At 64.2% G+C, this 25357-nt stretch carries 28 protein-coding genes; 19 read left to right on the forward strand and 9 right to left on the reverse strand.

Translation table 11 applies throughout. From position 1 onward, the window contains the following. Positions 1-6: 6 nt before the first annotated feature. Genes GXY01S_RS08760 through GXY01S_RS08770 form a run of 3 tightly spaced genes read right to left on the reverse strand, consistent with a single transcriptional unit; the run spans position 7 to position 3046 of the window. Positions 7-471, reverse strand: coding sequence for a phosphatidylglycerophosphatase A family protein (locus tag GXY01S_RS08760; protein WP_061274193.1), 465 nt, complete (start codon positions 469-471; stop codon positions 7-9). Continuing rightward, positions 471-2444: a lytic transglycosylase domain-containing protein gene (locus GXY01S_RS08765; protein ID WP_110570393.1), complete on the reverse strand. Its 1974-nt coding sequence runs from the start codon at positions 2442-2444 to the stop codon at positions 471-473. The genes GXY01S_RS08760 and GXY01S_RS08765 overlap by 1 nt, the downstream gene beginning before the upstream one ends. Continuing rightward, on the reverse strand, positions 2444-3046 hold the full coding sequence (locus GXY01S_RS08770; protein ID WP_061274195.1) for a YjbE family putative metal transport protein: 603 nt from the start codon (positions 3044-3046) through the stop codon (positions 2444-2446). Before GXY01S_RS08770 ends, GXY01S_RS08765 begins: the two co-directional genes overlap by 1 nt. A gap of 230 nt (positions 3047-3276) precedes the next feature. Here GXY01S_RS08770 and purB point away from each other — a divergent pair, with 230 nt between their 5' ends. The 10 genes from purB (at position 3277) to GXY01S_RS08820 (ending at position 10950) form a co-directional block, all read left to right on the forward strand. Then, the gene (purB, locus tag GXY01S_RS08775) at positions 3277-4629 is read left to right on the forward strand and encodes an adenylosuccinate lyase (RefSeq protein ID WP_061274197.1); all 1353 of its coding nucleotides are present in this window, start codon (positions 3277-3279) and stop codon (positions 4627-4629) included. A 42-nt stretch (positions 4630-4671) separates the two neighbouring features. Then, positions 4672-5412 (forward strand): NRDE family protein, encoded by a 741-nt coding sequence (locus GXY01S_RS08780; RefSeq protein ID WP_061274199.1) that lies wholly within the window; start codon positions 4672-4674, stop codon positions 5410-5412. Positions 5413-5548: 136 nt separating this feature from the next. After that, positions 5549-6313, forward strand: coding sequence for a phosphoribosylaminoimidazolesuccinocarboxamide synthase (gene purC / locus GXY01S_RS08785; RefSeq protein ID WP_061274201.1), 765 nt, complete (start codon positions 5549-5551; stop codon positions 6311-6313). After that, positions 6310-6552, forward strand: coding sequence for a phosphoribosylformylglycinamidine synthase subunit PurS (gene purS, locus GXY01S_RS08790; protein WP_061274203.1), 243 nt, complete (start codon positions 6310-6312; stop codon positions 6550-6552). The genes purC and purS overlap by 4 nt, the downstream gene beginning before the upstream one ends. Continuing rightward, on the forward strand, positions 6549-6932 hold the full coding sequence (locus GXY01S_RS08795) for a Rap1a/Tai family immunity protein (protein ID WP_061274205.1): 384 nt from the start codon (positions 6549-6551) through the stop codon (positions 6930-6932). The genes purS and GXY01S_RS08795 overlap by 4 nt, the downstream gene beginning before the upstream one ends. Beyond that, positions 6929-7633: a phosphoribosylformylglycinamidine synthase subunit PurQ gene (gene purQ, locus GXY01S_RS08800; protein WP_061274207.1), complete on the forward strand. Its 705-nt coding sequence runs from the start codon at positions 6929-6931 to the stop codon at positions 7631-7633. The genes GXY01S_RS08795 and purQ overlap by 4 nt, the downstream gene beginning before the upstream one ends. Beyond that, positions 7630-9840, forward strand: a complete 2211-nt coding sequence (gene purL, locus GXY01S_RS08805; RefSeq protein WP_061274209.1) for a phosphoribosylformylglycinamidine synthase subunit PurL — start codon at positions 7630-7632, stop codon at positions 9838-9840. The genes purQ and purL overlap by 4 nt, the downstream gene beginning before the upstream one ends. A gap of 19 nt (positions 9841-9859) precedes the next feature. After that, positions 9860-10093 (forward strand): BolA family protein, encoded by a 234-nt coding sequence (locus tag GXY01S_RS08810; RefSeq protein ID WP_061274211.1) that lies wholly within the window; start codon positions 9860-9862, stop codon positions 10091-10093. 43 nt (positions 10094-10136) lie between these two features. Beyond that, positions 10137-10472 (forward strand): Grx4 family monothiol glutaredoxin, encoded by a 336-nt coding sequence (gene grxD, locus GXY01S_RS08815; RefSeq protein WP_061274213.1) that lies wholly within the window; start codon positions 10137-10139, stop codon positions 10470-10472. A 142-nt stretch (positions 10473-10614) separates the two neighbouring features. Continuing rightward, positions 10615-10950 carry a hypothetical protein gene (locus GXY01S_RS08820; protein ID WP_174520934.1) on the forward strand — a complete coding sequence of 112 codons (336 nt, stop codon included), beginning with the start codon at positions 10615-10617 and terminating at the stop codon, positions 10948-10950. A gap of 101 nt (positions 10951-11051) precedes the next feature. Here the strand turns inward: GXY01S_RS08820 and GXY01S_RS08825 are convergent, their stop codons facing one another. Further along, complete coding sequence (locus GXY01S_RS08825; RefSeq protein ID WP_174520935.1) at positions 11052-11441, reverse strand: YraN family protein; 390 nt, start codon at positions 11439-11441, stop codon at positions 11052-11054. 218 nt (positions 11442-11659) lie between these two features. Here GXY01S_RS08825 and cls point away from each other — a divergent pair, with 218 nt between their 5' ends. After that, a complete protein-coding gene (gene cls, locus GXY01S_RS08830; RefSeq protein WP_061274217.1) occupies positions 11660-13078 on the forward strand; it encodes a cardiolipin synthase in 1419 nt (472 codons plus the stop codon). On the opposite strand, the gene GXY01S_RS08835 is transcribed toward cls, so the two are convergent. Further along, on the reverse strand, positions 13069-13782 hold the full coding sequence (locus GXY01S_RS08835) for an endonuclease/exonuclease/phosphatase family protein (RefSeq protein WP_061274219.1): 714 nt from the start codon (positions 13780-13782) through the stop codon (positions 13069-13071). The two genes, cls and GXY01S_RS08835, sit on opposite strands and share 10 nt — an antisense overlap. Beyond that, complete coding sequence (locus tag GXY01S_RS08840; RefSeq protein WP_061274221.1) at positions 13779-14855, reverse strand: AI-2E family transporter; 1077 nt, start codon at positions 14853-14855, stop codon at positions 13779-13781. Before GXY01S_RS08840 ends, GXY01S_RS08835 begins: the two co-directional genes overlap by 4 nt. A 119-nt stretch (positions 14856-14974) precedes the next feature. Between GXY01S_RS08840 and GXY01S_RS08845 the strand changes: the two genes are divergently transcribed. The 4 genes from GXY01S_RS08845 to GXY01S_RS08860 all read left to right on the forward strand — a co-directional run bounded on the left by GXY01S_RS08845 (position 14975) and on the right by GXY01S_RS08860 (position 18666). Beyond that, positions 14975-15826: a sulfurtransferase gene (locus tag GXY01S_RS08845; RefSeq protein ID WP_061274223.1), complete on the forward strand. Its 852-nt coding sequence runs from the start codon at positions 14975-14977 to the stop codon at positions 15824-15826. A gap of 27 nt (positions 15827-15853) precedes the next feature. Beyond that, positions 15854-17101 carry a cystathionine beta-lyase gene (gene metC / locus GXY01S_RS08850; RefSeq protein ID WP_242501335.1) on the forward strand — a complete coding sequence of 416 codons (1248 nt, stop codon included), beginning with the start codon at positions 15854-15856 and terminating at the stop codon, positions 17099-17101. A 133-nt stretch (positions 17102-17234) separates the two neighbouring features. Beyond that, positions 17235-18269, forward strand: coding sequence for an alcohol dehydrogenase AdhP (gene adhP / locus GXY01S_RS08855; RefSeq protein WP_061274227.1), 1035 nt, complete (start codon positions 17235-17237; stop codon positions 18267-18269). A gap of 100 nt (positions 18270-18369) precedes the next feature. Then, positions 18370-18666, forward strand: a complete 297-nt coding sequence (locus GXY01S_RS08860) for a hypothetical protein (RefSeq protein ID WP_061274229.1) — start codon at positions 18370-18372, stop codon at positions 18664-18666. Positions 18667-19030: 364 nt separating this feature from the next. Here the strand turns inward: GXY01S_RS08860 and GXY01S_RS08865 are convergent, their stop codons facing one another. Then, positions 19031-19594 (reverse strand): TetR/AcrR family transcriptional regulator, encoded by a 564-nt coding sequence (locus GXY01S_RS08865; protein ID WP_061274231.1) that lies wholly within the window; start codon positions 19592-19594, stop codon positions 19031-19033. Positions 19595-19685: 91 nt separating this feature from the next. Here GXY01S_RS08865 and GXY01S_RS08870 point away from each other — a divergent pair, with 91 nt between their 5' ends. Then, on the forward strand, positions 19686-20987 hold the full coding sequence (locus tag GXY01S_RS08870; RefSeq protein ID WP_061274233.1) for a carotenoid oxygenase family protein: 1302 nt from the start codon (positions 19686-19688) through the stop codon (positions 20985-20987). Then, entirely contained in the window at positions 20984-21619 is a 636-nt protein-coding gene (locus tag GXY01S_RS08875) for a hypothetical protein (RefSeq protein ID WP_061274235.1), read from the forward strand. Before GXY01S_RS08870 ends, GXY01S_RS08875 begins: the two co-directional genes overlap by 4 nt. A gap of 84 nt (positions 21620-21703) precedes the next feature. Here the strand turns inward: GXY01S_RS08875 and GXY01S_RS08880 are convergent, their stop codons facing one another. Continuing rightward, positions 21704-21892 (reverse strand): hypothetical protein, encoded by a 189-nt coding sequence (locus GXY01S_RS08880; protein WP_061274252.1) that lies wholly within the window; start codon positions 21890-21892, stop codon positions 21704-21706. 199 nt (positions 21893-22091) lie between these two features. On the opposite strand from GXY01S_RS08880, the gene GXY01S_RS08885 reads away from it, so the two are divergent. Beyond that, on the forward strand, positions 22092-22400 hold the full coding sequence (locus tag GXY01S_RS08885) for a hypothetical protein (protein WP_061274237.1): 309 nt from the start codon (positions 22092-22094) through the stop codon (positions 22398-22400). A gap of 19 nt (positions 22401-22419) precedes the next feature. Here GXY01S_RS08885 and GXY01S_RS08890 read toward each other — a convergent pair whose 3' ends face one another. Further along, entirely contained in the window at positions 22420-23850 is a 1431-nt protein-coding gene (locus GXY01S_RS08890) for a DUF6056 family protein (RefSeq protein ID WP_242501334.1), read from the reverse strand. An 87-nt stretch (positions 23851-23937) separates the two neighbouring features. Between GXY01S_RS08890 and GXY01S_RS08895 the strand changes: the two genes are divergently transcribed. Then, complete coding sequence (locus GXY01S_RS08895; RefSeq protein WP_242501333.1) at positions 23938-25356, forward strand: sugar porter family MFS transporter; 1419 nt, start codon at positions 23938-23940, stop codon at positions 25354-25356. Position 25357 lies beyond the last annotated feature (1 nt).

Consider the following 25357-nt stretch of genomic DNA (forward strand, 5'->3'; position numbering starts at 1 on the left):
AACGCATCAGGCAAGGTAACGGATGCCTGCCAGGATCGCGGCCGCCATAAGTCCGGCCACCACGTCATCACCCATGATGCCAAGCGCATCATGCCTGCGGTCGAACCAGCCCACCGGGCCAGGCTTGGTAATGTCAAACAGGCGGAACAAAACGAAGGCCAGCGCCAGCCACAGCCCATCGGCCCAGCGCAGGCCTGCAAGCGGCAACGGGGCGAGGGGAAACATGGCAATCCACATGCCCGCCACTTCATCAATCACGATCCAGCCGTGATCTTCCCCGCCGGAGGCAAGCTGTGTGGCGCGGTAGCCCACAAAGGTCACCACCAGCACCGCCAGCGCCATCCATATCCATTGCCCCAGCAGCGGCACGCCCACGATCAGCGCAGCGAGCGAACCCACCGTGCCCGGTGCGCGCGGCGCAAAGCCGGTGCCACAGAAACTGGCGATGAAGCGGGCGGGAGAAAACGCCATCAGCCCGCTCCCAGCGCCGGGTCGGTGGCCTGGTAGATGGCCATGTTCTCCTCCACCCGCTCCACGTAGTTGCGTGTCTCGCCAAACGGGATGCTCTCGATCCAGTCCAGCATGGCATCGGGCACGGGGGTGTCGCGCGCGGGGTTGCCCAGAGTGAGCAGCCAGCCATCAATGCGGTGGGGGCCTGCGTTATAGGCGGCGGCCACGTATGGCACGGCGCCCCCCATGCGTTGGGCAATATCGGCCAGATAGGCAGCGCCTAGCTGCATGTTCAGGTCGGGGTTGGTCAGGCTGGCCGCGCTGACATTCACGTTCAGCCCCGCCTTGCGCGCGACTTCACGCGCGGTCGGCACGAGCAGTTGCATCAGGCCCACCGCATGGGCGGGGCTGACCACGCCTGCATCAAATCCGCTTTCCTGCCGGGTTATGGCCAGTTCCACATCGGGCGGCAGGGTGCTCGTGGGGGGCGCGCAGGCACGTGGCCAGCCCTCATGCACCAGTGTCAGCCCATCCTTGCCCGCAAGCCGGGCTACCATCACGGCGGCATCGGGCATGCCAAGGCGGGTGGCCATGCGGGCGGCAAGCACATGAGTGACGGGACTGGTGCCCTGCGCATCCAGTGCCAGAACAAAGTCACGGGCATGGTGCCGGTCGTTCCATGAGACGAGGATCTCGGCCGCGCGGGCAAGGTCGGTCGTGTCGAACCGGACGGAATCAGCCACGCTGGGGCTGGGTTCGCTCTCGCGCAGGAGCTGCGCGCGGATCTGGCGACCCGCCCTGTCAGGCGTAATGAGCTGGTTGGCGCTGTTGCCTGCCAGCCATTCTATGGCCATCTGGCCATAAAAGGTGTTGGCGAGGCCTGCGGCCTGCGTCCATTGCGCGCGGGCCGGGCCATGGCGCCCCTGTGCCCACAGCGCACGCCCCACCCAGAACAGCCCCCGGCTGCGGGTAATGACCGGAACCGCCTGCGCCAGCGGGGCGAAATCAGCCTGCGCGTGCCCGGCATCATGCAGGTATTCCAGCCGGATCCAGCCTGCAAGGAACAGGGCATCATAATGGTTGGCCGAGCCGATATCCGCCGTGTCGCTGGCCATGAACAGCGCGTCATCCACCCGGTGGGCCAGCAAAAGGTCGCGCGCCAGCCCGTCACGCTCGCGCCAGAACACGGTGGCAATGGCGGGGGCCTGCTGCTTTTCGGTGTCCACGCCACGGGCGTGCCACAGGGCCAGCGCCTCATCGAGGCGTTGTGCGTGGTGCAGCCAGCGCAACTGGTCGAGCACCAGCGCGCCATCGGCCTGCTGCTCGGGCGGCAGGGTGCCCAAGGTGGCTTCGGCCTGCGGGTCGTTGCGGCGAAAAGCCAGACGCGCGCGGGCCACGGGCTGCTGCGTGGCTTCAAGCAGCGCAACCTGCCGGGTCGCGGCATCCACCTTGCCCGCGCGTTCCTGCCGGTCAAAGCGCTGCCAGTGGTCCTGTGGCGCAAGCTGCGGCCCGAAGCCCGCCAGCAGGGCCTGTGCCTCGGCAGGGCTGTCAGCGCGGTTGATCCATGCATCACGCGCCCAGGCCACCAGTTTTTCGGGGGCGGGGCTGGCATGGGCGCAGCGCAGCAGGGCATGCACGTCCGTCAGCGGCAGGCGGGGGCACAGCGCGCCCGCTACCGTATCATCCGCTTCGCCCGCCAGCGCCTGCTGGTAGTGGGCGAGCAGGAGGCCACGCTGGGGCCAGGCGGGGTTTTCGTTCAGGAAGGTGGCGTATTCCTCCGCCGTGCCGCCAGCGCCCGAGAGCAGGCGCAGATAGACCAGCAGCCTGGCCGCGACGGGATCATCATCGGCATTGCCCGTGGCAGCCTGCCGTGGCGTGGGCCAGTCGCCCGGAGCCGTGGTGGCGTGGGCAGGAATGGCCAGTCCCGCCATGACCGTGGCAAGGCAGGCCGCCCGGCCCATGTGGCCCAGGCGTAGGGAACCCAGAAGCTGCATCAGCCATGCCCCACATGCGTCCAGACCTCGCCACCGCCCTTGACAATGAGTTCGATGGCCACCGCCAGCACCACCAGCAGCCCCACCCATGAAATCCATTTGTACCGCTCCAGCAGCCTTGCAATGAGCGAGGCCGCGACCGCCATCAGCACCACCGATATGACCAGCCCGCTCACCAGCACGCCCATATGCTCGCCCGCGGCCCCGGCCACGGCCAGCACGTTGTCCAGGCTCATGGACAGGTCAGCCACGATAATGCGGATGATGGCGTTACGCAGGGAACCGGGGGCAGGGGTGTCCGTTTCGGCATGGCCATCCCCGCGCATCTCGCGGAACATGCGCCAGCACACCCACATCAGCAGAAGGCCGCCCGCCAGTGTCAGCCCGATGATGGCCAGCAGCCTGACCGCCACCAGCGCCAGCCCGATGCGGATGACCGCCGCCCCCAGCACGCCGCACAATATGGCGATTCGGCGTGACTGCTGCGGCAGGTTGCGCACCGCCATGCCCACCACGATGGCGTTATCGCCCGCCAAAGTTACGTCAATCAGGATAACCTGGGCCAGTGCATAAAGGGAAGACGGGGAAAAAATGGCAGACATGGGCTGATGGATTCCTGAAGGCAAGGTCGTGCCACCGCAGGGCGGGGCGGGCGTGACAGGTGCTTTATGCCGCCGTGCATGGGCAACATGCAATCATGCCTGTCATGACAGATTGTATGCCATGTGCGGAAAGCTGCGTGAATATAAGGGAGACGCACGGCGCAGAATTGGCTAGGAAGGCGGCCTGATCCTGATTGCCCCAAGCTTTTGAGTTAAGGAAGCCCGAGAACATGGTACCGCGCTATACCCGCCCCGTCATGGCCGCCATCTGGTCCCCCACGAACCGCTATCGCATCTGGTTCGAGATCGAGGCCCTCGCCTGCGAGGCCATGGCGGAATACGGCGCGATCCCGGCCGAGGCAGCAAGGACCATCCGCGAGAAGGGCGATGCCGCCATGGCCGCCTTCTCGCAGGCCGACCTTGACCGCATTGACGAGATCGAGGCCGAGACCCGCCACGATGTCATCGCCTTCCTGACCTGGCTGGCTGAAAAGGTTGGCCCGGACAGCCGCTTCGTGCATCTGGGCATGACCTCGTCGGATGTGCTCGACACCTGCCTGTCAGTGCAGATGGTGCAGGCGACCGACCTGCTCCTGCAGGATGTCGATGCCGTGCTCGCGGCACTCAAGCGCCGCGCGTTCGAGCATAAATACACGCTCACCATCGGCCGCAGCCACGCCATCCACGCCGAGCCGACCTCGTTTGGCCTGAAGATCGCGGGTCACTATGCCGAGTTCGCCCGCAATCGCGCCCGCCTTGTCCGCGCGCGTGAGGAAATTGCCGTCTGCGCCATCTCGGGCGCTGTCGGCACCTACGCCCATATCGACCCGCGCGTTGAGGACTATGTGGCAAAGAAGCTTGGCCTGAAGCCCGAGGACGTGTCCACCCAGGTCATTCCGCGTGACCGGCATGCCGCCTATTTCTGCGCGCTCGCGGTCATTGCCAGCGGCATCGAGCGGCTGGCCACCGAGGTGCGCCACCTCCAGCGCTCGGAAGTGCGCGAGGCGGAAGAGTTCTTCCACAAGGGGCAGAAGGGCTCGTCTGCCATGCCGCACAAGCGCAACCCCGTGCTGTCGGAAAACCTGACCGGGCTGGCCCGCCTCGTGCGCTCGCATGTCATCCCCGCGCTCGAGAACGTGGCGCTGTGGCACGAGCGTGACATCAGCCACTCCTCCGTCGAGCGCAACATCTGCCCCGATGGCACGATCGGCCTCGACTTCGCGCTCATGCGCCTTGCGGGCATGATGGAAAAGCTGGTGGTCTATCCCGACCAGATGCAGGCCAATATCGAGAGCCTTGGCGGCGTGGTGCATTCGGGCGAAGTGCTGCTGGCCCTTGCGCGCGCGGGCATCCTGCGGGAGGATGCGTACCGCATCGTCCAGCGCAACGCCATGGAAACATGGACGAAGCTGGGCCACAAGGATGGAAAGACCTTCCGCGAGAACCTGGCAGCCGACCCCGAGGTGGCAGGCCGGGTGCCAGCGGATGTGCTCGATGCGGCCATGGACAGCAATGCCCATCTTGGCAAGATCGACCACACCTTCACCCGCGTGTTTGGTGAGGCAGGCCCCGCACGGAGCTGAAGCGCCGTGCCCTGACGGAAAACAGCAGCAGGATATCGAGGCGTGTGCACAGTCGTCATTTCCCACGATCCGGATCAGGACTGGCCGCTGCTCATGGCGGCCAACCGTGACGAACGCCTCGACCGGCCCTGGCTGCCGCCCGGGCGGCACTGGGCCGACCAGCCCACCGTCATTGGCGGGCAGGACCAGGTGGCCGGTGGCTCGTGGCTCACGCTCAATGATGCAGGGGTTGTGGCCGGCATCATGAACCGCGTGGGCAGCCTCGGCCCCATGCCGGGCAAGAACTCGCGCGGCGCGCTGCCGTTGCTGGCTGGCCGGTTTGATACGGCACGGGCGGCAGTGGAGCACATTGCCACCATCAATGCAGGCGCATGGCGCTCGTTCAACATGATCGTGGCCGACCGGGTGGAAGCCTTCTTCATTCGCGGCCCCGGCTACGGCCAGCCGCAGGTCGAGCCACTTGCCCCCGGCGTGCACATGGTCGCCACCACCGACCCCGATGACATGGGCATGCCGCGCATCGCCCGCCACCTGCCGCGCTTTCGGGCGGCAACACGGCCCGTGCCGCCGGAGTGGACCGCCTGGACCACGCTGCTGGCCGACCGCTCGCTGCCAGCGGGCAGCGAACTCAACATCCCGCCACGCTCGGGCTTTGGCACGTGCAGTTCATCGGCCATCGGGGTGGCAGGCGATGGCCGCAGGTCGTGGTTCTTTGCCGCGGGCGCGCCTGACCGCGTGGGCTACCAGCCCATCGACATCGCGGCGCCGCAGCCGCGGGCTTAAGGTAAATATGGTATCTTCCCGCCCGGAACGCTGCTATGGCATGCGAACCATTGGGGATCATGCCGCAAACAGATCCTGCAGATCAGGGGAGGGGCCGCTCCCGGCCCGTCCCCACAGCGTTATGTGAAGGACGAGTATGGGCCGCCGCCGCCAGCTTTACGAAGGAAAAGCCAAGATCCTTTTCGAGGGGCCCGAGCCGGGCACGCTCGTGCAGTATTTCAAGGATGACGCCAGCGCCGGTAACGGCGCGAAAAAGGGCATCATCACCGGCAAGGGGGTGCTGAACAACCGTATCAGCGAGCACCTCATGCTGCGCCTGCACGATATCGGGATTCCCACCCATTTCATCCGCCGCCTGAACATGCGCGAGCAGTTGATCCGCGAAGTCGAGATCATTCCGCTTGAGGTCGTGGTGCGCAACGTGGCGGCGGGTTCGCTGTCCAAGCGGCTGGGCATTCAGGAAGGCACGCGCCTGCCGCGTCCCATCATCGAGTTCTATTACAAGAACGACGCCCTGAACGACCCGATGGTGAGCGAGGAGCACATCACCGCGTTTGGCTGGGCCTGCCCGCATGACATGGAAGACATCGTGGCGCTGAGCATGCGCGTGAACGACTTCCTGTGCGGCCTGTTCATGGGCATCGGCATCATCCTTGTCGATTTCAAGCTGGAATTCGGCCGCCTGTTCGAGGGCGACAACATGCGCATCGTTCTGGCGGATGAAATCTCGCCCGATAACTGCCGCCTGTGGGATGCCAAGACCAGCGAGAAGCTGGACAAGGACCGTTTCCGCAAGGACATGGGCAAGGTTGAAGAAGCTTATCAGGAAGTTGCGATGCGCCTGGGCATCCTGCCCGAGGCCACGAATTCCGACATGAAGGGACCGGAGGTAATGCAATGAAGGTGCGCGTGACCGTCATGCTGAAGGAAGGCGTGCTCGACCCGCAGGGCAAGGCCGTGGAACATGCGCTGCATGTGCTCGATTTTGGTAATGTGGGCGAGGTGCGCATTGGCCGCGTGATCGAGCTTGAAGTTGACGAGACCGACCGCGAGCGCGCCCGCGCCCAGGCCGATGCCATGGCGCGCGCCCTGCTGGCCAATCTCGTGATCGAGGATTTCACAACGGAGGTCGTTGGATGAAGATCGCCCGCCTTCTTGCCCTTGGCTGCGTCCTGGCCGCGGGCCTGCCCGTAGCCCATGCATCCGCCCAGCGTGTCTCGCGCCTTGATGGCGCGCGGCTCGGCTCGCTGTGTACCAAGCCCGCGGGCACTGGCATCTGTGATGCCTATATCTCCGGCATTGCGGATTCGGTAACGCTTGCGCACCTGTTCGAGCACAATGCGGAAAAGGACAGCAAGGACGTTCCGGCCTTCTGCATCGCGTCCGCCACGCCCACGGCGGACATGCGCGGCAAGGTCGTAAGCTGGATGAAGGACCACCGCGACGACCTGAGCCGCCCGGCGGGCGAGGTCGTGTTCACGGCGCTGCATGAATCCTATCCCTGCGGCGGCGGCAAATGAAGGCGGCGATTGTAGTTTTTCCCGGCACAAACCGGGAGCGTGACATGGCCATCGCGCTGCGTGGCGTGACCGGGCAGGCCCCGGCCATGGTCTGGCACCGTGATACGGCCCTGCCCGCGGGGCTGGACCTTGTGGTGCTGCCCGGTGGCTTCAGCTATGGCGACTACCTGCGTTGCGGCGCGATGGCGGCGCATGCGCCGATCATGGCGGCCATCCGTGAGTTCGCGGCAAAAGGCGGCCATATCCTGGGCGTGTGCAACGGCTTCCAGATCCTGACCGAGGCGCAGCTTCTGCCTGGAGCGCTCCTGCGCAACGCGGCGCTGCGCTTCCTGTCGCAGGACTGCTTTTTGCGCGTGGAGCGCAATGACACGCCGTTCACCCGCCACTGGGCCAAGGGCGATGTGTACCGCACCCCCATGGCGCATGGCGATGGCAATTACATTGCCGAGGCCGAGACCATCCGCATGCTTGAAGATACCGGGCGCGTGGCCTTCCGCTACGTGGCGGAAAACGGGCGGCTTGACGCAGGCGACCCGCAGCTCAACCCCAATGGCTCGATGAATGCCATTGCCGGCGTGTTCAGCGAGAACCTGCGTATCTGCGGCATGATGCCCCACCCGGAGGATCTGGTTGATCCGCTGATGGGCGGCGAGGATGGTAAACCCCTGTTTACGGGACTTGTGGAGGCTCTGGTCGGATGAGCGCAAAGGCACAACGCACCGTTGATGAGGCACTGGCGCGCGAATTCGGCCTGACGGCGGAAGAATACGGCAACGTCCTGTCCATCATGGGCCGCACGCCCAGCTTTACGGAGCTGGGCATCTTCTCGGTCATGTGGTCCGAGCACTGCTCGTACAAATCATCACGCGCTTACCTCAAGACCCTGCCCACCACGGCGCCGTGGGTCATTCATGGCCCCGGCGAGAATGCGGGCGTGGTCGATATCGGCCACGGGCTGGCCGCCATCTTCAAGATGGAGAGCCACAACCATCCCTCCTTCATCGAACCCTATCAGGGTGCGGCGACGGGTGTAGGCGGCATCCTGCGTGATGTGTTCACCATGGGCGCGCGCCCGGTGGCCAACCTCAATGCCCTGCGCTTTGGCGACCCCAACAACCCGCAGACCCGCCGCATCGTTGACGGCGTGGTGCGTGGCGTGGGCGGCTACGGCAACTGCGTGGGCGTGCCCACGGTGGGCGGCGAGATCAACTTCCACCCCGCCTATGATGGCAACCCGTTGGTCAATGCCATGACCGTGGGCGTCGCGCGGCAGGACCGCATCTTCCTCTCGGCGGCCGCTGGCATTGGCAACCCGGTGATCTATGTCGGCTCCAGGACGGGGCGCGACGGCATTCACGGGGCCACCATGTCGTCCTCGGAGTTTGACGAGGATGCGCTGGCCAAGCGCCCGACCGTGCAGGTGGGTGACCCGTTTGTTGAAAAGCTGCTGATCGAGGCCTGCCTGGAACTGATGGCGACCGACGCCATCGTGGCCATTCAGGACATGGGCGCGGCTGGCCTGACCTCTTCCGCCGTGGAAATGGCGGGCAAGGGCGGCGTTGGCATCGACCTCGACCTCGATAACGTGCCCCAGCGCGAGCGTGGCATGACGGCGTACGAGATGATGCTGTCCGAAAGCCAGGAGCGCATGCTGATCGTGCTGCGCCCCGACCGCACCGAGCAGGCCCGCGCCATCTTTGACAAGTGGGAACTCGACTTTGCCGTCATCGGCCACCTGACCGATACCGGCAATATCGTCATCCGCCACAAGGGTGAAGTCGAAGCCGAGATTCCGCTGGCCCCGCTGGCCGATCAGGCCCCGGTCTACCGTCGCCCCACGGCACCGGCGCAAAAGCCGCAGCCGATGGAGCCGATCATCGACCCCGTGGGCGTGGAGCAGGCGCTGATCCGGCTGATCGGCTGCCCCGACCTCGCCTCGCGCGCATGGGTTTACAACCAGTATGACAGCACGGTGGGCGGCCAGACGGTGCGCAGGCCGGGTGCGGCCGATGCCGCGATCGTCAAGGTGGAAGACACCGAGATCGGCCTGGCGCTGACCACCGACTGCACGCCGCGCTACTGCCGCGCCAATGCGAAGCTTGGCGGCGCGCAGGCCGTGGCCGAGGCATGGCGCAACATCACGGCCACGGGTGCCCGCCCGCTGGCGGTAACCGATAACCTCAACTTCGGCTCGCCTGAAAAGCCTGAGGTGATGGGCCAGTTCGTCGATGCCATCGCTGGCATGGGCGAGGCGTGCCGCGCGCTCGACTTCCCGGTCGTTAGCGGCAATGTCTCGCTGTATAACGAGACGCGGGCGCCTGATGGCACCTCGCAGTCCATCCTGCCCACGCCTGCCATTGGCGGGCTTGGCGTGCTGGAGAACGTGCGCCAGGCGGTCGGGCTGGAAATGCCAGAGGGCTGTGACGTCATGCTGCTTGGCGAGACAAAGGGCCAGCTTGGCCAGTCGATCTGGCTGCGTGAGATCCTTGGCGCGCAGGATGGCGAACCGCCTGAACTCGACCTGGCCGCCGAACGGCGCAATGGCGATTTCGTGCGCGGGTTGATCCTGGATGGCACCGTCATCGCCTGCCACGACGTGGCCGATGGCGGCGTGCTGGTGGCCGTGACCGAGATGGTCATGGCAGGGCAGGCGGGCTGCGTGCTCGACGCCCCGCAATCCGGCATGCGGCCCGAAGCCTTCTGGTTTGGCGAGGACCAGTCGCGCTATGTCGTGGCGGTGCGTGACGGGCAGGCCCTTGCCACCCTTGCGGCACAGGCAGGGGTGCCATGCCGCAGGCTGGGCCGTTCGGGCGGCGAGGGTTTGACATTGCCCAGCGGGTCCACAATATCCAAGGCGCGTCTGCTCGCGGTGCATTCCGAATTCTTTCCGCGACTGATGGACCGATAGGGCAGGAGTTTTAAGCCACATGGCAATGACGGCACAGGAAATCGAGACCTACATCCGCGAGGCCCTGCCTGATGCAAAGATCACGATCGATGATCTGGCAGGCGATGGCGACCACTATGCCTGCCGCGTGGTGAGCGAGGCCTTTCGCGGCCTGCCCCGCGTGCGGCAGCACCAGATGGTCTATAACGCGTTGCAGGGGCACATGGGCGGCAAGCTGCATGCGCTGGCACTGCAGACCCAGACGCCCGACTGACCAAAAAACGGTATCCTTACCCCCAAAGCAGGAAAACAAGATTATGGCCGAAACAGTTGCACAGCGCATTCAGGCGCAGATCGATGCCAACCCCGTCATGCTGTACATGAAGGGTGATGCCAACTTCCCGCAGTGCGGTTTCTCCGCGCGCGTGGTGCAGGTGCTCAAGCACCTTGGCGTACCGTTCAAGACCGAGAACGTGCTGGCCGACGCTGAACTGCGCCAGGGCATCAAGGACTTCTCGAACTGGCCCACCGTGCCGCAGCTTTACGTCAAGGGCGAGTTCATTGGCGGCTGCGATATCGTGACCGAGATGTACCAGACCGGCGAGCTTGAAAAGCTCCTGACCGAGAAGGGCATTGCCACCGCCGCTGCATGATCCATGCAGCCCGAAGGCAGTAAAGATGGCGGGCGGAGCAGAAATGTTCCGCCCGTTCCATATCTGGGGCATAACATCCCTTGCGTCATGCCATCGCTTTCGCCTAACTTTCCCCTGCATTTGAAAAAAACAAGGGGGCCTGATGCGCTATACTGACTTGCGTTCTGCTACAATGCTGCTGCTTGGCGCAGGTCTGATTGGAAGCATCGCCACCCCCGCCCATGCCCGCACCCATGCGGTAACCGAGAGCGAGGCCGACCGGCTCACGCTTGGCGCGTTGACGGCGGCCCCTCCGCCGCCGGTGCGGCATGTGGTCTATCATCCGGCAGCGGGCAAGGGCCATGCGTCCGTCGTGCTCGCCGCGCATCATGGCACCACTGCCCAGACGCAGCATGCGATGGTGCATACCATCGTCTATCATCCGCATGGCAGCGTGACCCACCATATCCATCCGGCGCCGATCCGCCATCGCACCTGAGAGCCTGTTTGAAAACAGACTTTTGAGGGAATGATAAAAGTATCCGGGCGTCGCCTTTTTTTAAGGGCGGCGTTTTTTATTGTGAGGGGCTTGGCGGGGGTTCAGTACTGCCTGAAGGCGTCCGGTATCCATTCAATGACATTGCCCGGCAGCACCGCGCAGACATCGAGGCGCATGCTGTCATAGGTCCAGTGCGGATTGGCGGCGCAGAGTGCCTGGGCTGCATTCATGATGCGTGTGACCTGCGCAGGCCGGATCGATTCGCCTGCTGCCAGCAGGGAAGGGCGGGCTTTGACCTCGATAAAAGCCAGGCAGCCCGCGCGCAGGGCCACGATGTCGATTTCCCCCCACCGCGTGCGGGCACGGTGCAGCAGCACCTGCCAGCCCTTCGCCCTCAGGTCGGCCATGGCGGCCTGTTCGGCGGTCAGGCCATCGGCAAAGACGCGCCTGCCACGGCGCTGGCGGTGAAGGGCAGGCGGGCGTGCTGTCATGCCCTGTTTTTACAGGTTTTCTCGAACGCCCGTCCAGCATGCATCCGGCTACAGGCATCAAGGCCTGCCGCTTTTTTGACAAAAGGCGACAGACGGAAACAGGAGTATTCTTTATCAACGGGTTGTCTGAAAACGATGTTCGCCGCACAGGGTCGTGGGTGTGTAAAACCCTGCGGGTAGGCTAAGAGCATGAGCTGGCTGGAGCAGGATGAGGCGACATGATCTTTTATTCCTTGACCATATGGGATCTTACCCTGCTTGTGCTGCGGCTGTGCTTTGTCGTGCCGGTCGTGATCCATGTGCTCCTGACCAAGCGCGATGTCGGGGCCTCGATTGGCTGGATTGGCGTGACCGTGCTCATGCCGCTGACCGGCGGCATCCTCTATCTCATGTTCGGCATCAACCGCGTGCACCGGCGCGCCCGGCGCATGGCGGGGCAGCACCCGTGGCGCAGCCGCACCATGTCCTCGCAGTGGCGATGCGACGAGAAGGGGACGTTCGCCCCGCTCGGTTCCATGGTGGGCAAGCTGACCGGCCGCCCGCTGCTTGGCGGCAACGCCATCGAGCCGATGCATGATGGCGATACGGTCTATCCGCGCATGCTGGCCGCCATCAACGCAGCCGAGCGCAGCGTGCTGCTGTGCTCCTATATCTTCCGCGCCGACAGCATTGGCCGCCAGTTCTGTGAGGCCCTGGTCAAGGCCCAAGGGCGTGGCGTGGCAGTGCGCGTGCTGGTCGATGGTGTGGGGTCGGGTTATTTCAATTGCGGGGTGGCCCGCATCCTGCACCGCGCCGGCGTGCCGGTGGGGCAGTTCATGCATTCCATGCTGCCGTGGCGCATGCCGTTCATCAACATGCGCGACCATAAGAAGATTCTGGTCGTTGATGGTCTGACCGGCTTTATGGGCGGCCTGAACATCGGTGAGGAAAATATCGCCGCCTCCCATCCCACGCACCCGGTATCCGACACGCATTTCCAGATCAAAGGCCCGGTCGTGCACCAGTTGAGCGAGGCCTTCGCGCGGGACTGGGCCTTTACCATGGGCGAGGAACTGGCGGCGGACATCTTCTTCCCCCCCCAGGCAAGCTGTGGCGAAACGCCCAGCCGCATCGTGACCGCCGGGCCGGACATGGATCTGGAAAAGATCGAGTACACCATGCTCCAGGCCTTCACCATGGCGCGGCACAGCATAAGGCTCATGACGCCCTATTTCCTGCCAGATGACCGGTTCCTCACCGAACTGGAACTGGCCTCGCTGCGCGGCATCGAGGTGGATATCGTGGTGCCTGCGCACAGCAACCACACCCTGCTGGACTGGGCGCGGGCGGCCAACCTGCCGCGTTTTCTGGATTCAGGGTGCAGGATCTGGATGGCGCGGCCGCCCTTCAACCATTCCAAGCTCATGGTGGTGGACCGGCACTGGTCGTTCGTGGGCAGTTCCAACCTCGACGTGCGCAGCCTGCGCCTGAACTTCGAGATCAACCTCGAAACCTATGATGCAGACCTTGCGGGTTCGCTTGATGATTTCATCGCCAGCCACCGCCACATCAGGCTCACGCACCATGATCTCGACCGCCGCCCCTTCGTGCGCAAGCTGCGCGACGCCGCGGCCCGTCTCATGCTGCCCTACCTGTAGGCCCCGCTGCCACAGGGGCGCAGCGTGACCGATATGGGGCGGTGGTCGGAGGCATAGTTCTCGATCACATGCCGCTCGGTGCAGGTCAGGCCGCGCACCAGGCAGCGATCGAGGCGGATGGGCAGCATGTCGGCCATGCGGTGGGTGGGCGCGCGTGGCCCCACATCCTGAAAATGGCGGATCAGCGCCGGGCCGACCTGGTTGAAATCCCCCAATATGGCGGCCTGGTGCGGCAAAAGCTGCACCACGCGGCGCAACTGGCGGCGGTTGAGCAACTGCCCGTGTGAAAGATGCACGTTGGCCACGACCAGCGACCGGCACTCGATCACCTGCGCCACCCGGCGGATGAGCGTGCCAGCAGGCAGGGTGCAGGTCAGCGGCTGGCGGCGATAGGGCCACGGGCTCCAGCAGGCCAGCCCGTGAATGCGGCCGGGCAGGGGCGAGCGCGCGTAGTGGCCGCCAATCAGGGTGGGCAGGGTGTCGATTTCCACCGTGGCCTCCTGCATGAGCAGAAGGTCCGGGCGTTCGGCGTGGATCAGGTTGATGACGTCGCGCACCGTGGCGCCAATGCGGCGCAGCAGGTTCCAACTGATGATCTTGATCCCATCCCCCTCACGCGTGGGCGGGGTCAGGTCCAGCCGGGGTGGGGTGCCGTGGCGTGGCTGGATGGAAGGCAGGCGGAGATAGGGGCGGGCAAGGGTCATGGTTCGATAAACGGCTCGCGGATGTCATCAGGAACGGGATTGCGGCTGCGGGCACCACCCGCCGCGAATTCGGCCGTGAGCGTATAGCCCACGCCAATCAGCACGGGACCAAGGAAAATGCCCAGCCCCCCGAAGGTCAGCACGCCGCCCAGCACGCCCAGCACCGTCAGCAGGTAGGGCATCTGCGCGCCACGGGCAATGAACATGGGGCGGATGATGTGGTCGGCGCCCGATACGATGATGGTGCCATACAGCAGCAGGAAAATGCCCCAGCCGGGATGGTGGGTGATGAGCAGGAACACCGAAGCCGGGATCCAGATCAGCGGCGCGCCGATGGGCAGAACGGCCACGAAGGCGGTGACCGCGCCAAGCAGTACCGGGCTGGAAATGCCCGAGATGGCGAAGCCGATTCCGGTCAGGATGCCCTGGATGATGGCCGTGCCCAGAATGCCGTAAACCGTGCCGCGTATGGTGCGGCCCACGATGCCCAGTATCCGGTCGGCATACACGCCCGCGATGCGCCTGATCACGGCCACGAACGTGTTGCCCAGTGCGTCGCCACCCAGCCAGAAGAAGAAGGAGATGAACAGCGCCATGGCCAGATGCGCCAGCCCGCTGGCAAGCTGCATCATGGCGCTGAGCACGGACTGCCCGATGCGCCCGGCATAGGGGCGCACGACCTGGTCTATGCTGCCGACATCAGCCGACCATTTCTGCCATTTTTCAACAATTTCCGGGCCGAAATGCGGGATATGGGCAATACGCGCGGGCAATGGCGGCAGGTGCAGCGCGCCAATGGCGTTGACCATGTACTGCAAGGTGGCGGGCACATCGGCAATGCTGCTCGACACCACGATGGCCAGCGGCACCACCAGCACCAGCGCGCAGAGCAGCGTCATGACCAGGGCCGCAGGCAGCAGCGACATGCGCGCGCGCAGCCGCATGAACACCGGCCAGGTGGAAAAGGTCAGGATCGCGGCCCAGAGCAGGGCGGTAAGGAACGGATAGAGGATGAGAACGCAGCCAAATGCGATCCCCCCCAGCATCAACCCCATCATGATACGTTCGACCATATCGGTGGCCTATCCCCTCCTGCCATGAAACGAAAGACAAATGTTCAGGACTTCCGCTCCTGTCGTGTATGCTGCACCTTATCGTCGAACACGCAATTCCTTGAAGACCGGGAGAAGGTATGCATCCGCTGATCTCAGCCAGTGATCTGGCACAGGCCATCCACAATGGTGGTGATATTCTTGTGCTCGATGCCTCCATGGCGCTGCCGGGGCAGGCCTTCGACCCGCAACAGCGTTTTGCCAACGCACATATAGCCGGTGCGGTGCGCTTTGATATCGATACTTTTTCCGACCCGGATTCTCCCCTGCCGCACACCATTCCCGGCCAGGCCCGTTTCAGCCGCCTCGCCACCGAGCGCGGCATGGCCAACACGAAGCGCATCGTATTCTATGATCAGGACGGCATGGCCTGCGCCGCGCGCGCGTGGTGGCTGACGCGGCTGTTCGGCCATGAAAGCGTGCAGGTGCTCGAAGGTGGGCTGCCCGCATGGAAAAGCGCCGGCCTGCCGCTGGAAAGCGGGCCGGACCTGACCACGCCCGCCCCCTTTGTCAGCCGCCCGCATTATGACCGGCTGCACGGCACGGGTGATGTGCTCGACATCGTGCATGGGCACATGCACGGCCTGATCCTTGATGCCCGCAGCCGTGGCCGCTTTGAAGGGCGCGACCCCGAGCCGCGCGCGGGCATTGAATCGGGCCACATGCCCGGCGCGCGCAGCCTGCCTTATGGCGAACTGCTTGATGATAACGGCCGTTTCCTGCCTGTTGAGGCGCTGAAGGCGAAATTCGAGACGCTGGGCGTGACCGACACCACCACCGTCACCTGCTCATGCGGCAGCGGCATGACCGCGTGCATGATCGCGCTGGGGCTGGTCTGCGCGCAGGCCGGGGCGGGCGAACCCGTGGTGTATGATGGCTCATGGGCGGAATGGGCCTCGACGCCGGACGCGCCCATCGTGTGCGGCGCATAAGGGCGGACGGCCAATATGATGGATCCGATGGCCCTAGTGCCTCCAGACCTGCTTGAAAGCGTGGTGCGCGGCTGGCGCGATCTCTCGCCCCGGCTGGTGCCCCTTGGCCGTGACACGCCGCAGGGGGCGAAGGGCGTATTCGTCAACCCGCCCGCCGAGCGCGGCTCCACCGTGCTGTTCTCCAGCGTCGGGGCCATGGAGCAGGCGGGGCAGGGCCGCTATGGGGATGAACTGATCTATGGCGCCATGGGCACGCCGATTGGCCACCGGCTGGAGCAGGCCATAGCCCTGATCGAGGGCGGCACGCATGCGCAACTCGTGCCCTCGGGGCTGGCAGCCTGCGCGTTGCCGTTCCTGGCCTACGCGCAGGCGGGTGCACACTGCCTGCTTGCTGATTCCGTCTATGGCCCCACCCGCCGCTTTGCCGAGAAGGTACTGCGCCGCTTTGGCGTGGAGATCACCTACTTTCCCCCCACCGCGACCGAGGCCGAACTGCGCGGCCTGATCCAGCCCAATACCCAGATCATCTTTGCCGAAAGCCCCGGCAGCCACTCGTTCGAGGTGCAGGACGTGCCCATGCTGGGCCGCCTTGCAGCCCAGATCGGCGCACGCCTGATCGTGGACAATACATGGGGCATCGGCCTGTTCAACCCGTTCGCCCACGGGGCGCATGTGTCGGTGCAGGCGCTGACCAAATACCCGTCGGGCCATTCCGATACCATTATCGGCGCGGTGACGGTGGCCAGCGAGGCTGACTGGCGCCCCCTGCGTGATGCCGCCATTCAGGCAGGTCAGGTGGCAGGCCCCGATGACTGCGCGCTGACCCTGCGCGGCCTGCGCACCATGGGCGTGCGCCAGATGCAGCAGGCTGCAACCGCGCTGGCCGTGGCGCTGTGGCTTGAAGGTAGGCCGGAGGTGGCGCGCGTGCTGCACCCGGCGCTGCCATCGTGCCCCGGCCATGAATACTGGAAGCGCGATTTCACTGGCGCGTCCTCGCTGTTTGGCGTGGTGTTTGACGCGGCTTTCACCATGGATGACATGGTGGCGATGATCGACGGGCTTTCCCTGTTCGGCATCGGGGCCTCATGGGGGGGGTATGAAAGCCTGATCCTGCCCACCACGGGCGGGATTTCGCGGCAATGTCCCTCGGTTACGCAGGCGGGGCCAACGTGCCGTTTGCATATCGGGCTTGAAGCAGGCGAGGCGCTGGTAGCTGATCTGGCCCGTGGGCTTGATGGCATGTCTGCTGGCCGCCACCGGCACGGGCCAGCCTGACGCAGATCAAGGCTGATCTGGCGCTGTGGTGAAAGAGTCACATCCCGGATGCCGCCCCCGCCGCCCTGACCGGGCTGGCAGGCGGCAAGGTGCAATACCGGCCCGTTCAGGGCAGTGAAACTGAAGGTGCAAGATGGTTGGCAAGATGAAGGCGGCAGTCGTGCGGGAATTCGGCAAGCCGCTGACGATCGAGGAACTTGATATTCCGCAGATCAACGCAAACCAGATTCTGGTCAAGGTCGATGCCTGCGGCGTCTGCCATACCGATCTGCACGCCGCCCGCGGCGACTGGCCCGCCAAGCCCAAGCCCCCGTTCATTCCCGGCCATGAGGGGATTGGCCATGTGGTCGAGGTTGGCAGCAACGTCAACTGGATCAAAACCGGCGACGTGGTGGGCGTGCCGTGGCTGTATTCCGCCTGCGGGCATTGCGAGCACTGCCTGGGCGGGTGGGAGACGTTGTGTGAAAAGCAGGAGGATACCGGCTATTCGGTCAATGGCTGCTTTGCCGAATATGTGGTTGCCGACCCCAATTACGTGGCCCACCTGCCAAAGGACATTGACCCGATCAAGACCGCCCCGGTGCTGTGCGCGGGGCTGACCGTGTACAAGGGCCTGAAAATGACCGATACGCGGGCAGGGGAATGGGTGGCCATTTCCGGCGCGGGCGGCCTTGGGCAGATGGCCATCCAGTATGCCGTGGCCATGGGGCTGAACGTGGCCGCCGTTGACATCAGCGACGAAAAACTGGCCGAGGCCCGGAGGCTTGGCGCGCGCGTGACCGTCAATGCGCTCAAGGAGGATCCGGTCGCCACCATCCGCGCGCAGACGGGCGGCACCCACGGCGTGCTGGTCACGGCGGTGTCGGACAAGGCTTTCAGCCAGGCCGTGGGCTATGCGCGGCGCGGCGGCACGGTGGTGCTCAATGGCCTGCCGCCGGGCGACTTCCCGCTTTCCATCTTTGACATGGTCATGAACGGCACCACGGTGCGCGGCTCGATCGTGGGCACGCGGCTCGACATGATCGAGGCGATGTCCTTCTTCACCGATGGCAAGGTGACCACCGTGGTCAGCCCCGACCGGCTGGAAAACATCAACACCATTTTCGATAATCTTGAACATGGCCGGGTGTCAGGCCGCGTGGTGCTCGACTTCCGCAACGGAGCATAGGCAACCCGGACCGGTTTTGGGCGTTTGGTTTAATGACAGGGCGGGGTGCCCCTACGGGTGCCCTGCCGCAACAGCCAACGGACGGACAGGTAAGGACATCATGAAAAAGACAGTGATTGCGGCAGTGCTGTGTGCAACCGGCCTGAACGTGGCGACGCTTGCGCCAGCACTGGCTGATTCGTGCGATGGCGTGACCGACCATGCCGAATGCGAAGTGCGGCTCAAGGCCCACGACACCAAGGAAGGCACGCGGCATACGGCGCACAAGGCCCACAAGAAGGCCGAGGAAGGCACCGATAGCGCCAAGGACTGGGGCGACCGCACCGGCAAGAAGCTCGATAACTGGGGGCACAATACCAAGGGTGACATGAGCCAGTTCTTTACGGGGCACCGCTGAGGCGCTTGTTCGAAACAACCCATTGATAAACATTTCTGGATGCCGCCTTTTTCAAAAGGCGGCATTTTTTCATGAGGCGCCATGGATGCATCATCCAGCCCGCCGTCGATTTTGACGGAGGCGTGTTGATGATGCGATCTATGGAAAGTAAAATAATATATAATGCATTTGAGTGCATGTATTCATTAAATACTTAAAATTAATTCCGTTCATATTGGCAATGGATGGTCATTTATAGGCTCCCGGAAAAGACTGTCATCTGGCTCGGTATAAGAATGGCGCCGGATCGGGTTGGGTCGTTTTCTCGCCTGCCGGGCCAGCGCAGTCGCAGTGCTGGAAAGCAACGCAACAGGCAGGATCTGCATCAGCGAAATGCTTCGCTGACCAGTTGATCCAGCGTCATGCAGGTGTCGCCATTATCCGTGAGGGGCTGCAGCAGTCCATCTATTGCGAGCACGGCCAGTCCATGCGCTTTTCCCCAACGGGCCGCCATGGTGGCTGCCTGGGTTGTACCTGATTTTTCTGGCCCCGGCAGGGCGGCCAGCCGCCCGAAGGCCCGCTCTGATGCCGCTACAAGGTGCGCGTCAGTGCGATTGATGGCATCGCTGCGAAACATGAGGGTGAACAGGCCCGGATTGGCAATGGCAAAACGGATGTAGGCCAGCCCCACATCACGCGCCAGAGGGGCGTGTGGCGGTGACATTGCCTCAGTCAGTTCGTCAAAACCCTGCGCTGCCAGCACGCTTAACAGTCCGGCCAGATTGCCAAAATAGGGAGCCGCCGCCGTGGCGGAAACACCGGCATGCCGGGTGATGGCTCTGAGCTTCAGCGCTGCAATACCGTCCTGCTCCAGCAGAACCCGTGCCGAGCGTAACAGGGTGGTTTGCAGGTCTCCGTGATGATAGCGGCCTTTTTCTTTTGTTTGCATGTGACGCCCCCGCTGACTTTACACTGTAAAAATTACTTGACGATCATCCTCTGCCCTGCCACGCTTTACACTGTAAAGTTAAGGGGGGGCCATGCTGAATAACCGCAATCCGGTCTATCGGGAGATCGATGCCGCCTGCCTTCCCATCGAGGGCAGGCTGCCGCCCGGCCTGCAGGGCACGCTGTATCGCAACGGCCCCAACCCACGGGCGGGTGAAGCCAGCCAGCACTGGTTTCTGGGGCAGGGCATGATCCATGCCATCTCGCTTGGGGGTGGACAGGCCACCTATCGCAACCGCTGGGTCATACCGCAGGAGAACCTCACCCCACAGTTGGGAAAAGCCAATACGCATGTCATCGCCCATGCTGGCACGTTGATGGCGCTGGAAGAGGCGCATGCGCCGGTCCTGCTGGGCCCGGACACGCTTGCCTTTCATGGTCACGGCAGCATGACCGGTCGCTTCACCGCCCACCCCAAACATGACCCAGCCACCGGGGCGCTCGTGTTTTTTGCTTACGCTGCTGGTGGCCGGCACACGCGCACGATCCGCTGTGGCAGTCTTGATGCCCACGGTCACCTTGCATGGGAGACCTGTTTTGAGGCCCCTTTTTGCAGCATGGTGCATGATGCGGCGGTAACGGCGCGGCATATCGCGCTGCCGGTGCTGCCACTGGCGGCAGCGCCTGCGTTGGATGAGGGTGATACCCTTGGATTTGCCTGGCAACCGGAGCTCGGTGGTCATCTTGCCGTGCTGCGGCGCGGTGCGTATGGGAGCGAGGTGCGCTGGCATGAAGCACCGCCGGTCCATGCATTTCATATCGCCAATGCGTGGGAAGAGCACGACCGGCTGTTCCTTGATCTGTTTGTCTATGATGTGCCGCCTCTGTTTCCTACGCCAGGCGGTGTGCGTGTCAAAGCCGCGCCTGCACGCCCATGCCGCTGGAGCGTGGCGCTTGAGGGGCGCGAACCCGTGCGCGTTGAACACCTGCATGACATGGCGGGCGAGTTTCCCCGCATTGATGACCGCCATGCGGGCGGGTCTTACGACCAGATTTATTATGCCAGTCGTAGCGGGGTGGAACAGGTGGGTTTTCAGGCCATCACGCGCCTTGATCTGTCGCGCGGGGCGATCGACCAGTTTGATTTTGGCCTGGCGGCTTCTGTGTCCGAACCGGTGTTCGTGCCGCGCGGAGATGATGCGCCGATTGATGATGGGTGGCTTATGAGCACGGTCTGGCGGCCGGAGTGGGCGGGATCAAAACTGGTCGTGTTCGATGCCGGTCATGTGGCCGATGGCCCGGTTGCCGCTGTCATTCTTCCGCAGCGCGTGCCTGACGGGTTTCATGGCAGTTTCGTGCCGGATGTCTTTCTTGACCTGGAAAAATCCCGATGAAGCGCCCATCGGCTTTGGCCATGATTGCCCTTGATGCGGGCGGCCTGATCCTGTCATGGGTTCTGGGCGTGTTGGGGCTGGCACCTTATGCCACCATCGCCGTGATCGTGTTCATGGCAGGCGACGGGCTGCGGCGCTGGTATTGTGGCCTGGGTTTTCCCCGTGTGTGGTGGCTGTTCAATGGGCTGGCTCTGGTTCTGGCCATTACGGATCTGATTGTCGTGGCCTGGCTGCCCGCGGCGTACGAACCCATACCTGCCAGTTTGGTTTTTGCCGTGGTGTTTGCCTTGGGGGCTTCGGGCCGCAGGCCGATCGTGCAGGAAATTGCCGAGCAGCGTCGCGGCGCACCCTTTCCCCCTGAGCGTCATGACCTCAGGGCATTTTTCCGGCTCTATAGCTGGATCTGGGCACTGTATTTTTTCATCAGGGCCGGGCTGTATCTATGGTTTGCGCACAACCTGTCGCCTGAGCGTGCCCATGCGCTTGAAAATATGATCGGGCCTGTCAGCCTGTTCGTGATGATCATGTCCAGTTTCAGGGGGCAGGCACTGTTTCAGTTGGCCCAACGGGCCGGATTGTTAGGACAGCGTGCAGGCCTGCCCGCACCGGCGCCCGACAGGACGCGCGGCTGAATGCCAGCCCGGTTCCGCCGCGCTTAACAAAACAAGGGGAGGCGTTGCGCACGCTTCCCCCTGCATGTCTGGTTGCGAAAGCAGTCAGGAATGGTGGTGATCGGCGGCCTCATGCTCGCGCCAGCCGCTTTCAATCGCGTGCAGGAAGGTCTTGAAGTGCTTTTTCACTTCATCGGGCGAGGCCTTTTCCATTACGTCCTTCCTGGCGGCCGTAAGGGTGGCGGCAGCGTGGATCAGGGCTGCGTGGATGATGTCGGACGGTTCTTTGCTCATGGAATTCTCTCCGTTACGTGATGCATCACGATGGAATAGGACCCCCGCGCTGGCAACCATGCGCCCTGCATGACTGCCGTTCCCTTCCTGGCCCTTGATTTGGTGCATGGCCATCACAGAGGCCGTGTCGTTCCCATTGGGGAACTTCACGCCCATGCTCCCGTTGCTTTTGTCATACACAGACCAGATGGGATATCCGATGTTTTCAAGGCTTACCGCACTTGCCCTCGCCACCACGGCAGCACTTGCCCTGCCGGTTGCAGCCCGGGCCGAGCCGGGCGGCTGCGTCAAGGGCGCCGTGGCTGGCGGGGTGGCCGGGCATTTTGTTGGCAGTGGTCATGGCAAGGGCGGTGCCGCGGCAGGCTGTGCCGCAGGCATGGTGCGCCGGCACAATGCCCGCAAGGCCGAGCGGGAAGGGGCGCAGCAGAACCAGCAGCAGCCCGAAGGTGGCCAGCCCGGCGGCAATGGCGCGCCGCCCCCGCCGCCTACCAATGGCAGTAGCGAATAACGCTGCATGCCATCCTCCGTCAGGGTACCGCCCTGACGGAGGATGCCCCCATGGCCCAGGCGTAACACATGGTCAACTGGTTGCGCGGGTCGGGGTTGATGCCAACGAAGATGATGTCCTTGTGCACATAAAGCAGCTTGTGCCGTGGCCCCATGGTAACCTTGTGCAGCACGACCGGCTGGTCACGTGCCACCTGCGCCTGCGTGCTCACCGCCCAGTCATGGCTGATGCGGGCCAGCAGCGTCAGGTCGGGGATGACGATGGCCAGATGCATGACCGCAAGCCCCGTGCAGGTAACCGCCATGACCTTGCTGAAAACGGCGCCCACCGGGCATGAAAACAGCAGGCAGGCCAGATAGCACACCAGAAAGACGCTGGCGGGGTACGATACGCGGGCTGCCAGCGCCTCGCGGGGGAAGATGAGCAGCAGCAGCATGTAGGCCAGCGCAAGGGCAGCAAACATCCAGCCCCGCCCGCAGCGCAGGCAGGCGGGAAAGCGCAGTTGCCGCCTGCCCATAAACAGGCCAATGCCAATCAGCAGCACGAAGGGCACCCAGAAGGGGTCGAACAGGCTGCCCAGATTGCCAGTCAGCCCGTCAAGCCGGTCAGGCAGCGTGCTGGGCGTCATAAACCGCGCACGCATGTAATTGCCCGGTGCGACACCCAGCGTGAACGTGCCCAGCGCGTGGCTTACCGCCAGTGCCCAGGGCACCGGGCGGCTGTTTTTCCACGCCCATGCGGCCCATCCCAGCACGAACAGCGCCATCAGCAGCGAAATCGATTCCATGGCCGTGGCGATCAGGAACACCGCGCCGTACTGCGCCACGTTCATGCGCGCCCGCCCCGCCAGTAACCGCGAGAGGATCCACATCTCGCCCGTAACCCCCCACAGGTAGCCAATGGCGCCGGTTTTCCATAAGGCAACCTCGGCAATGGTACGGGGCAGCCACCACAACATCAGAAAAACCAGCAGGCACTGCACAAACCCGGTGCGCGCCGAAGGCCGGGGTTCGTGCCCCGCCTCGCGCCGGCACATATGCACCACCACATGCACCAGAAACACGAACACGCCTGCATTCACTACCGCAAACGCGACCAGCGAGCCGTAATGGTGCAGGTCGAGGATGAAAAAGGTGACAAGGGTGATGAACCACCGCCCGGTCCAGAAAAAATAGTTGCCCCATACAATATGGAAGATCATGCGGGGGCTGAACGGGATGGTGCGGCAGTAATCATCAGCCCAGAGCGGCGTAACCCGGTTGGCCCACAGCAGGAACACGAAGCACAGGCCAAGGGCCAGCTTCTCACCGGGCAGGAAGCGGGGGGCGGCATGGGCTGGCACGGTCATGGGCAGGGTCTTTTTGCGGTGTGGGGCCAGCGTGCGTAACACGGTGCGGCGCATACGCGAAAATGATGGCCCATAATGCACCCCGGAGCGGGGTTGTGTCATGGATAAAGGCCTGATGCATGGCCTATGAAGGGAGGGTGAGCGGCGCGCTCGATCCGGATGGCGCCGCAGCGCAGGGGATCAAGTCACGTGTCACAGCCCGTATCTTCGCCCATCGCCACGCCATGCCCCCCACCGGCTTCGCCTCCGGGCGCCACGGGGGTGCGCGCGGCGCTGACCACCGCCATGGCGGGCCTGCTCGTAGGGCTTGATACCGGGCTGATCGCCGAGGCGCTGGGCTTTATCGGCCACGATTTTCACGCCAGCGCGCGCGCGCAGGAATGGGTCGTGTCGGTGCTGATGATGGGCGCGCTGCTCGGCTCGCTCGGGGCGGGGGTGTTCTCACGCCGCTTTGGCCGCAGGCTGGCGCTGGGCACGGCGACCGTGCTGATCGGGGCAGGCGCGCTGCTTTGCGCCACGGCCGGGCTGATCGGGCAGATCCTGCTGGGGCGGTTCCTGATCGGGGTGGCGATTGGCATCTGCACCTTTACCGCGCCGCTCTACATATCGGAACTGACCACAGGCAAGATGCGTGGCACCATGGTCTCCACCTTTTCCATGCTCCAGTCATGCGGCATCCTGCTGGGCTATCTGGCGGGTGGCCTGCTTGCGGGCGGCGGGCACTGGCGGCTGATGGTGGGGCTACCGGTGGTGCCAGCCCTGGCGCTGTTCGCCGCGTGCGCGGTGCTGCCTTCCAGCCCGTCATGGCTTGCGGCGCGCGGGCGCTTTGAGGAGGCGCGCAAGGTGCTGCGCGACCTGCGGGGCGATGAAGCCGAGGCCGACCGCGAACTTGACTGCATCCGCCACGAACTCGGCGCGGGCAAGGCCGTAAGCGGCTTTGCCCTGTTGCGGGCCAAGCCGTATTTCCGCCGCTCGGTGGCGCTGGGCATAGGGTTGCAGATCATGCAGCAACTCACCGGCATTAACGTCGTGATGTATTACGCCCCCAAGATTCTGGAGGGCGCGCATTTTGGCACCGCCGCCGCCGCATGGGCCACGGTGCTGGTCGGGCTGGTCAATGCGGTGGTGAGCATGGGAGCCATCTATCTGGTCTCGCGCTGGGGGCGCAGGCCGCTGCTGGTCTCAAGCTGCGTCATCATGGCCTGCGCCCTGGGTTGCGCTGCCATGATCGAGGGGATGCACCTGCAGGGGCTGGGCGCCACGTTGAGCCTGATGGCGGCGCTTCTGGTTTTTGTGGCGGGCTTTGGCATGGGGGCGGGGCCGCTGGTGTGGACCCTGTGCTCCGAAATCCAGCCCATAGCAGGGCGTGACTTTGGCGTGGCGTGCTCAACCCTGGCCAACTGGGGCATGGACTGGGCGGTGAGCAATACCTTTCTCACCATTGTCGCGGCAATGGGGGCGGGGTGGACCTTTGCCGGGTTCAGCCTGATGAATATCGGTTTCGTGCTGTTTACCGTGCTGCTGGTGCCCGAGACGCGCGACGTGCCGCTGGAGGTGATCGAGCAGAACCTCGAGGCTGGCCTGCCCCTGCGCCGCATTGGCCGCTAGC

The organism is Komagataeibacter xylinus NBRC 15237, assembly GCF_001571345.1.
Classification (GTDB): Bacteria; Pseudomonadota; Alphaproteobacteria; order Acetobacterales; family Acetobacteraceae; genus Komagataeibacter; species Komagataeibacter xylinus.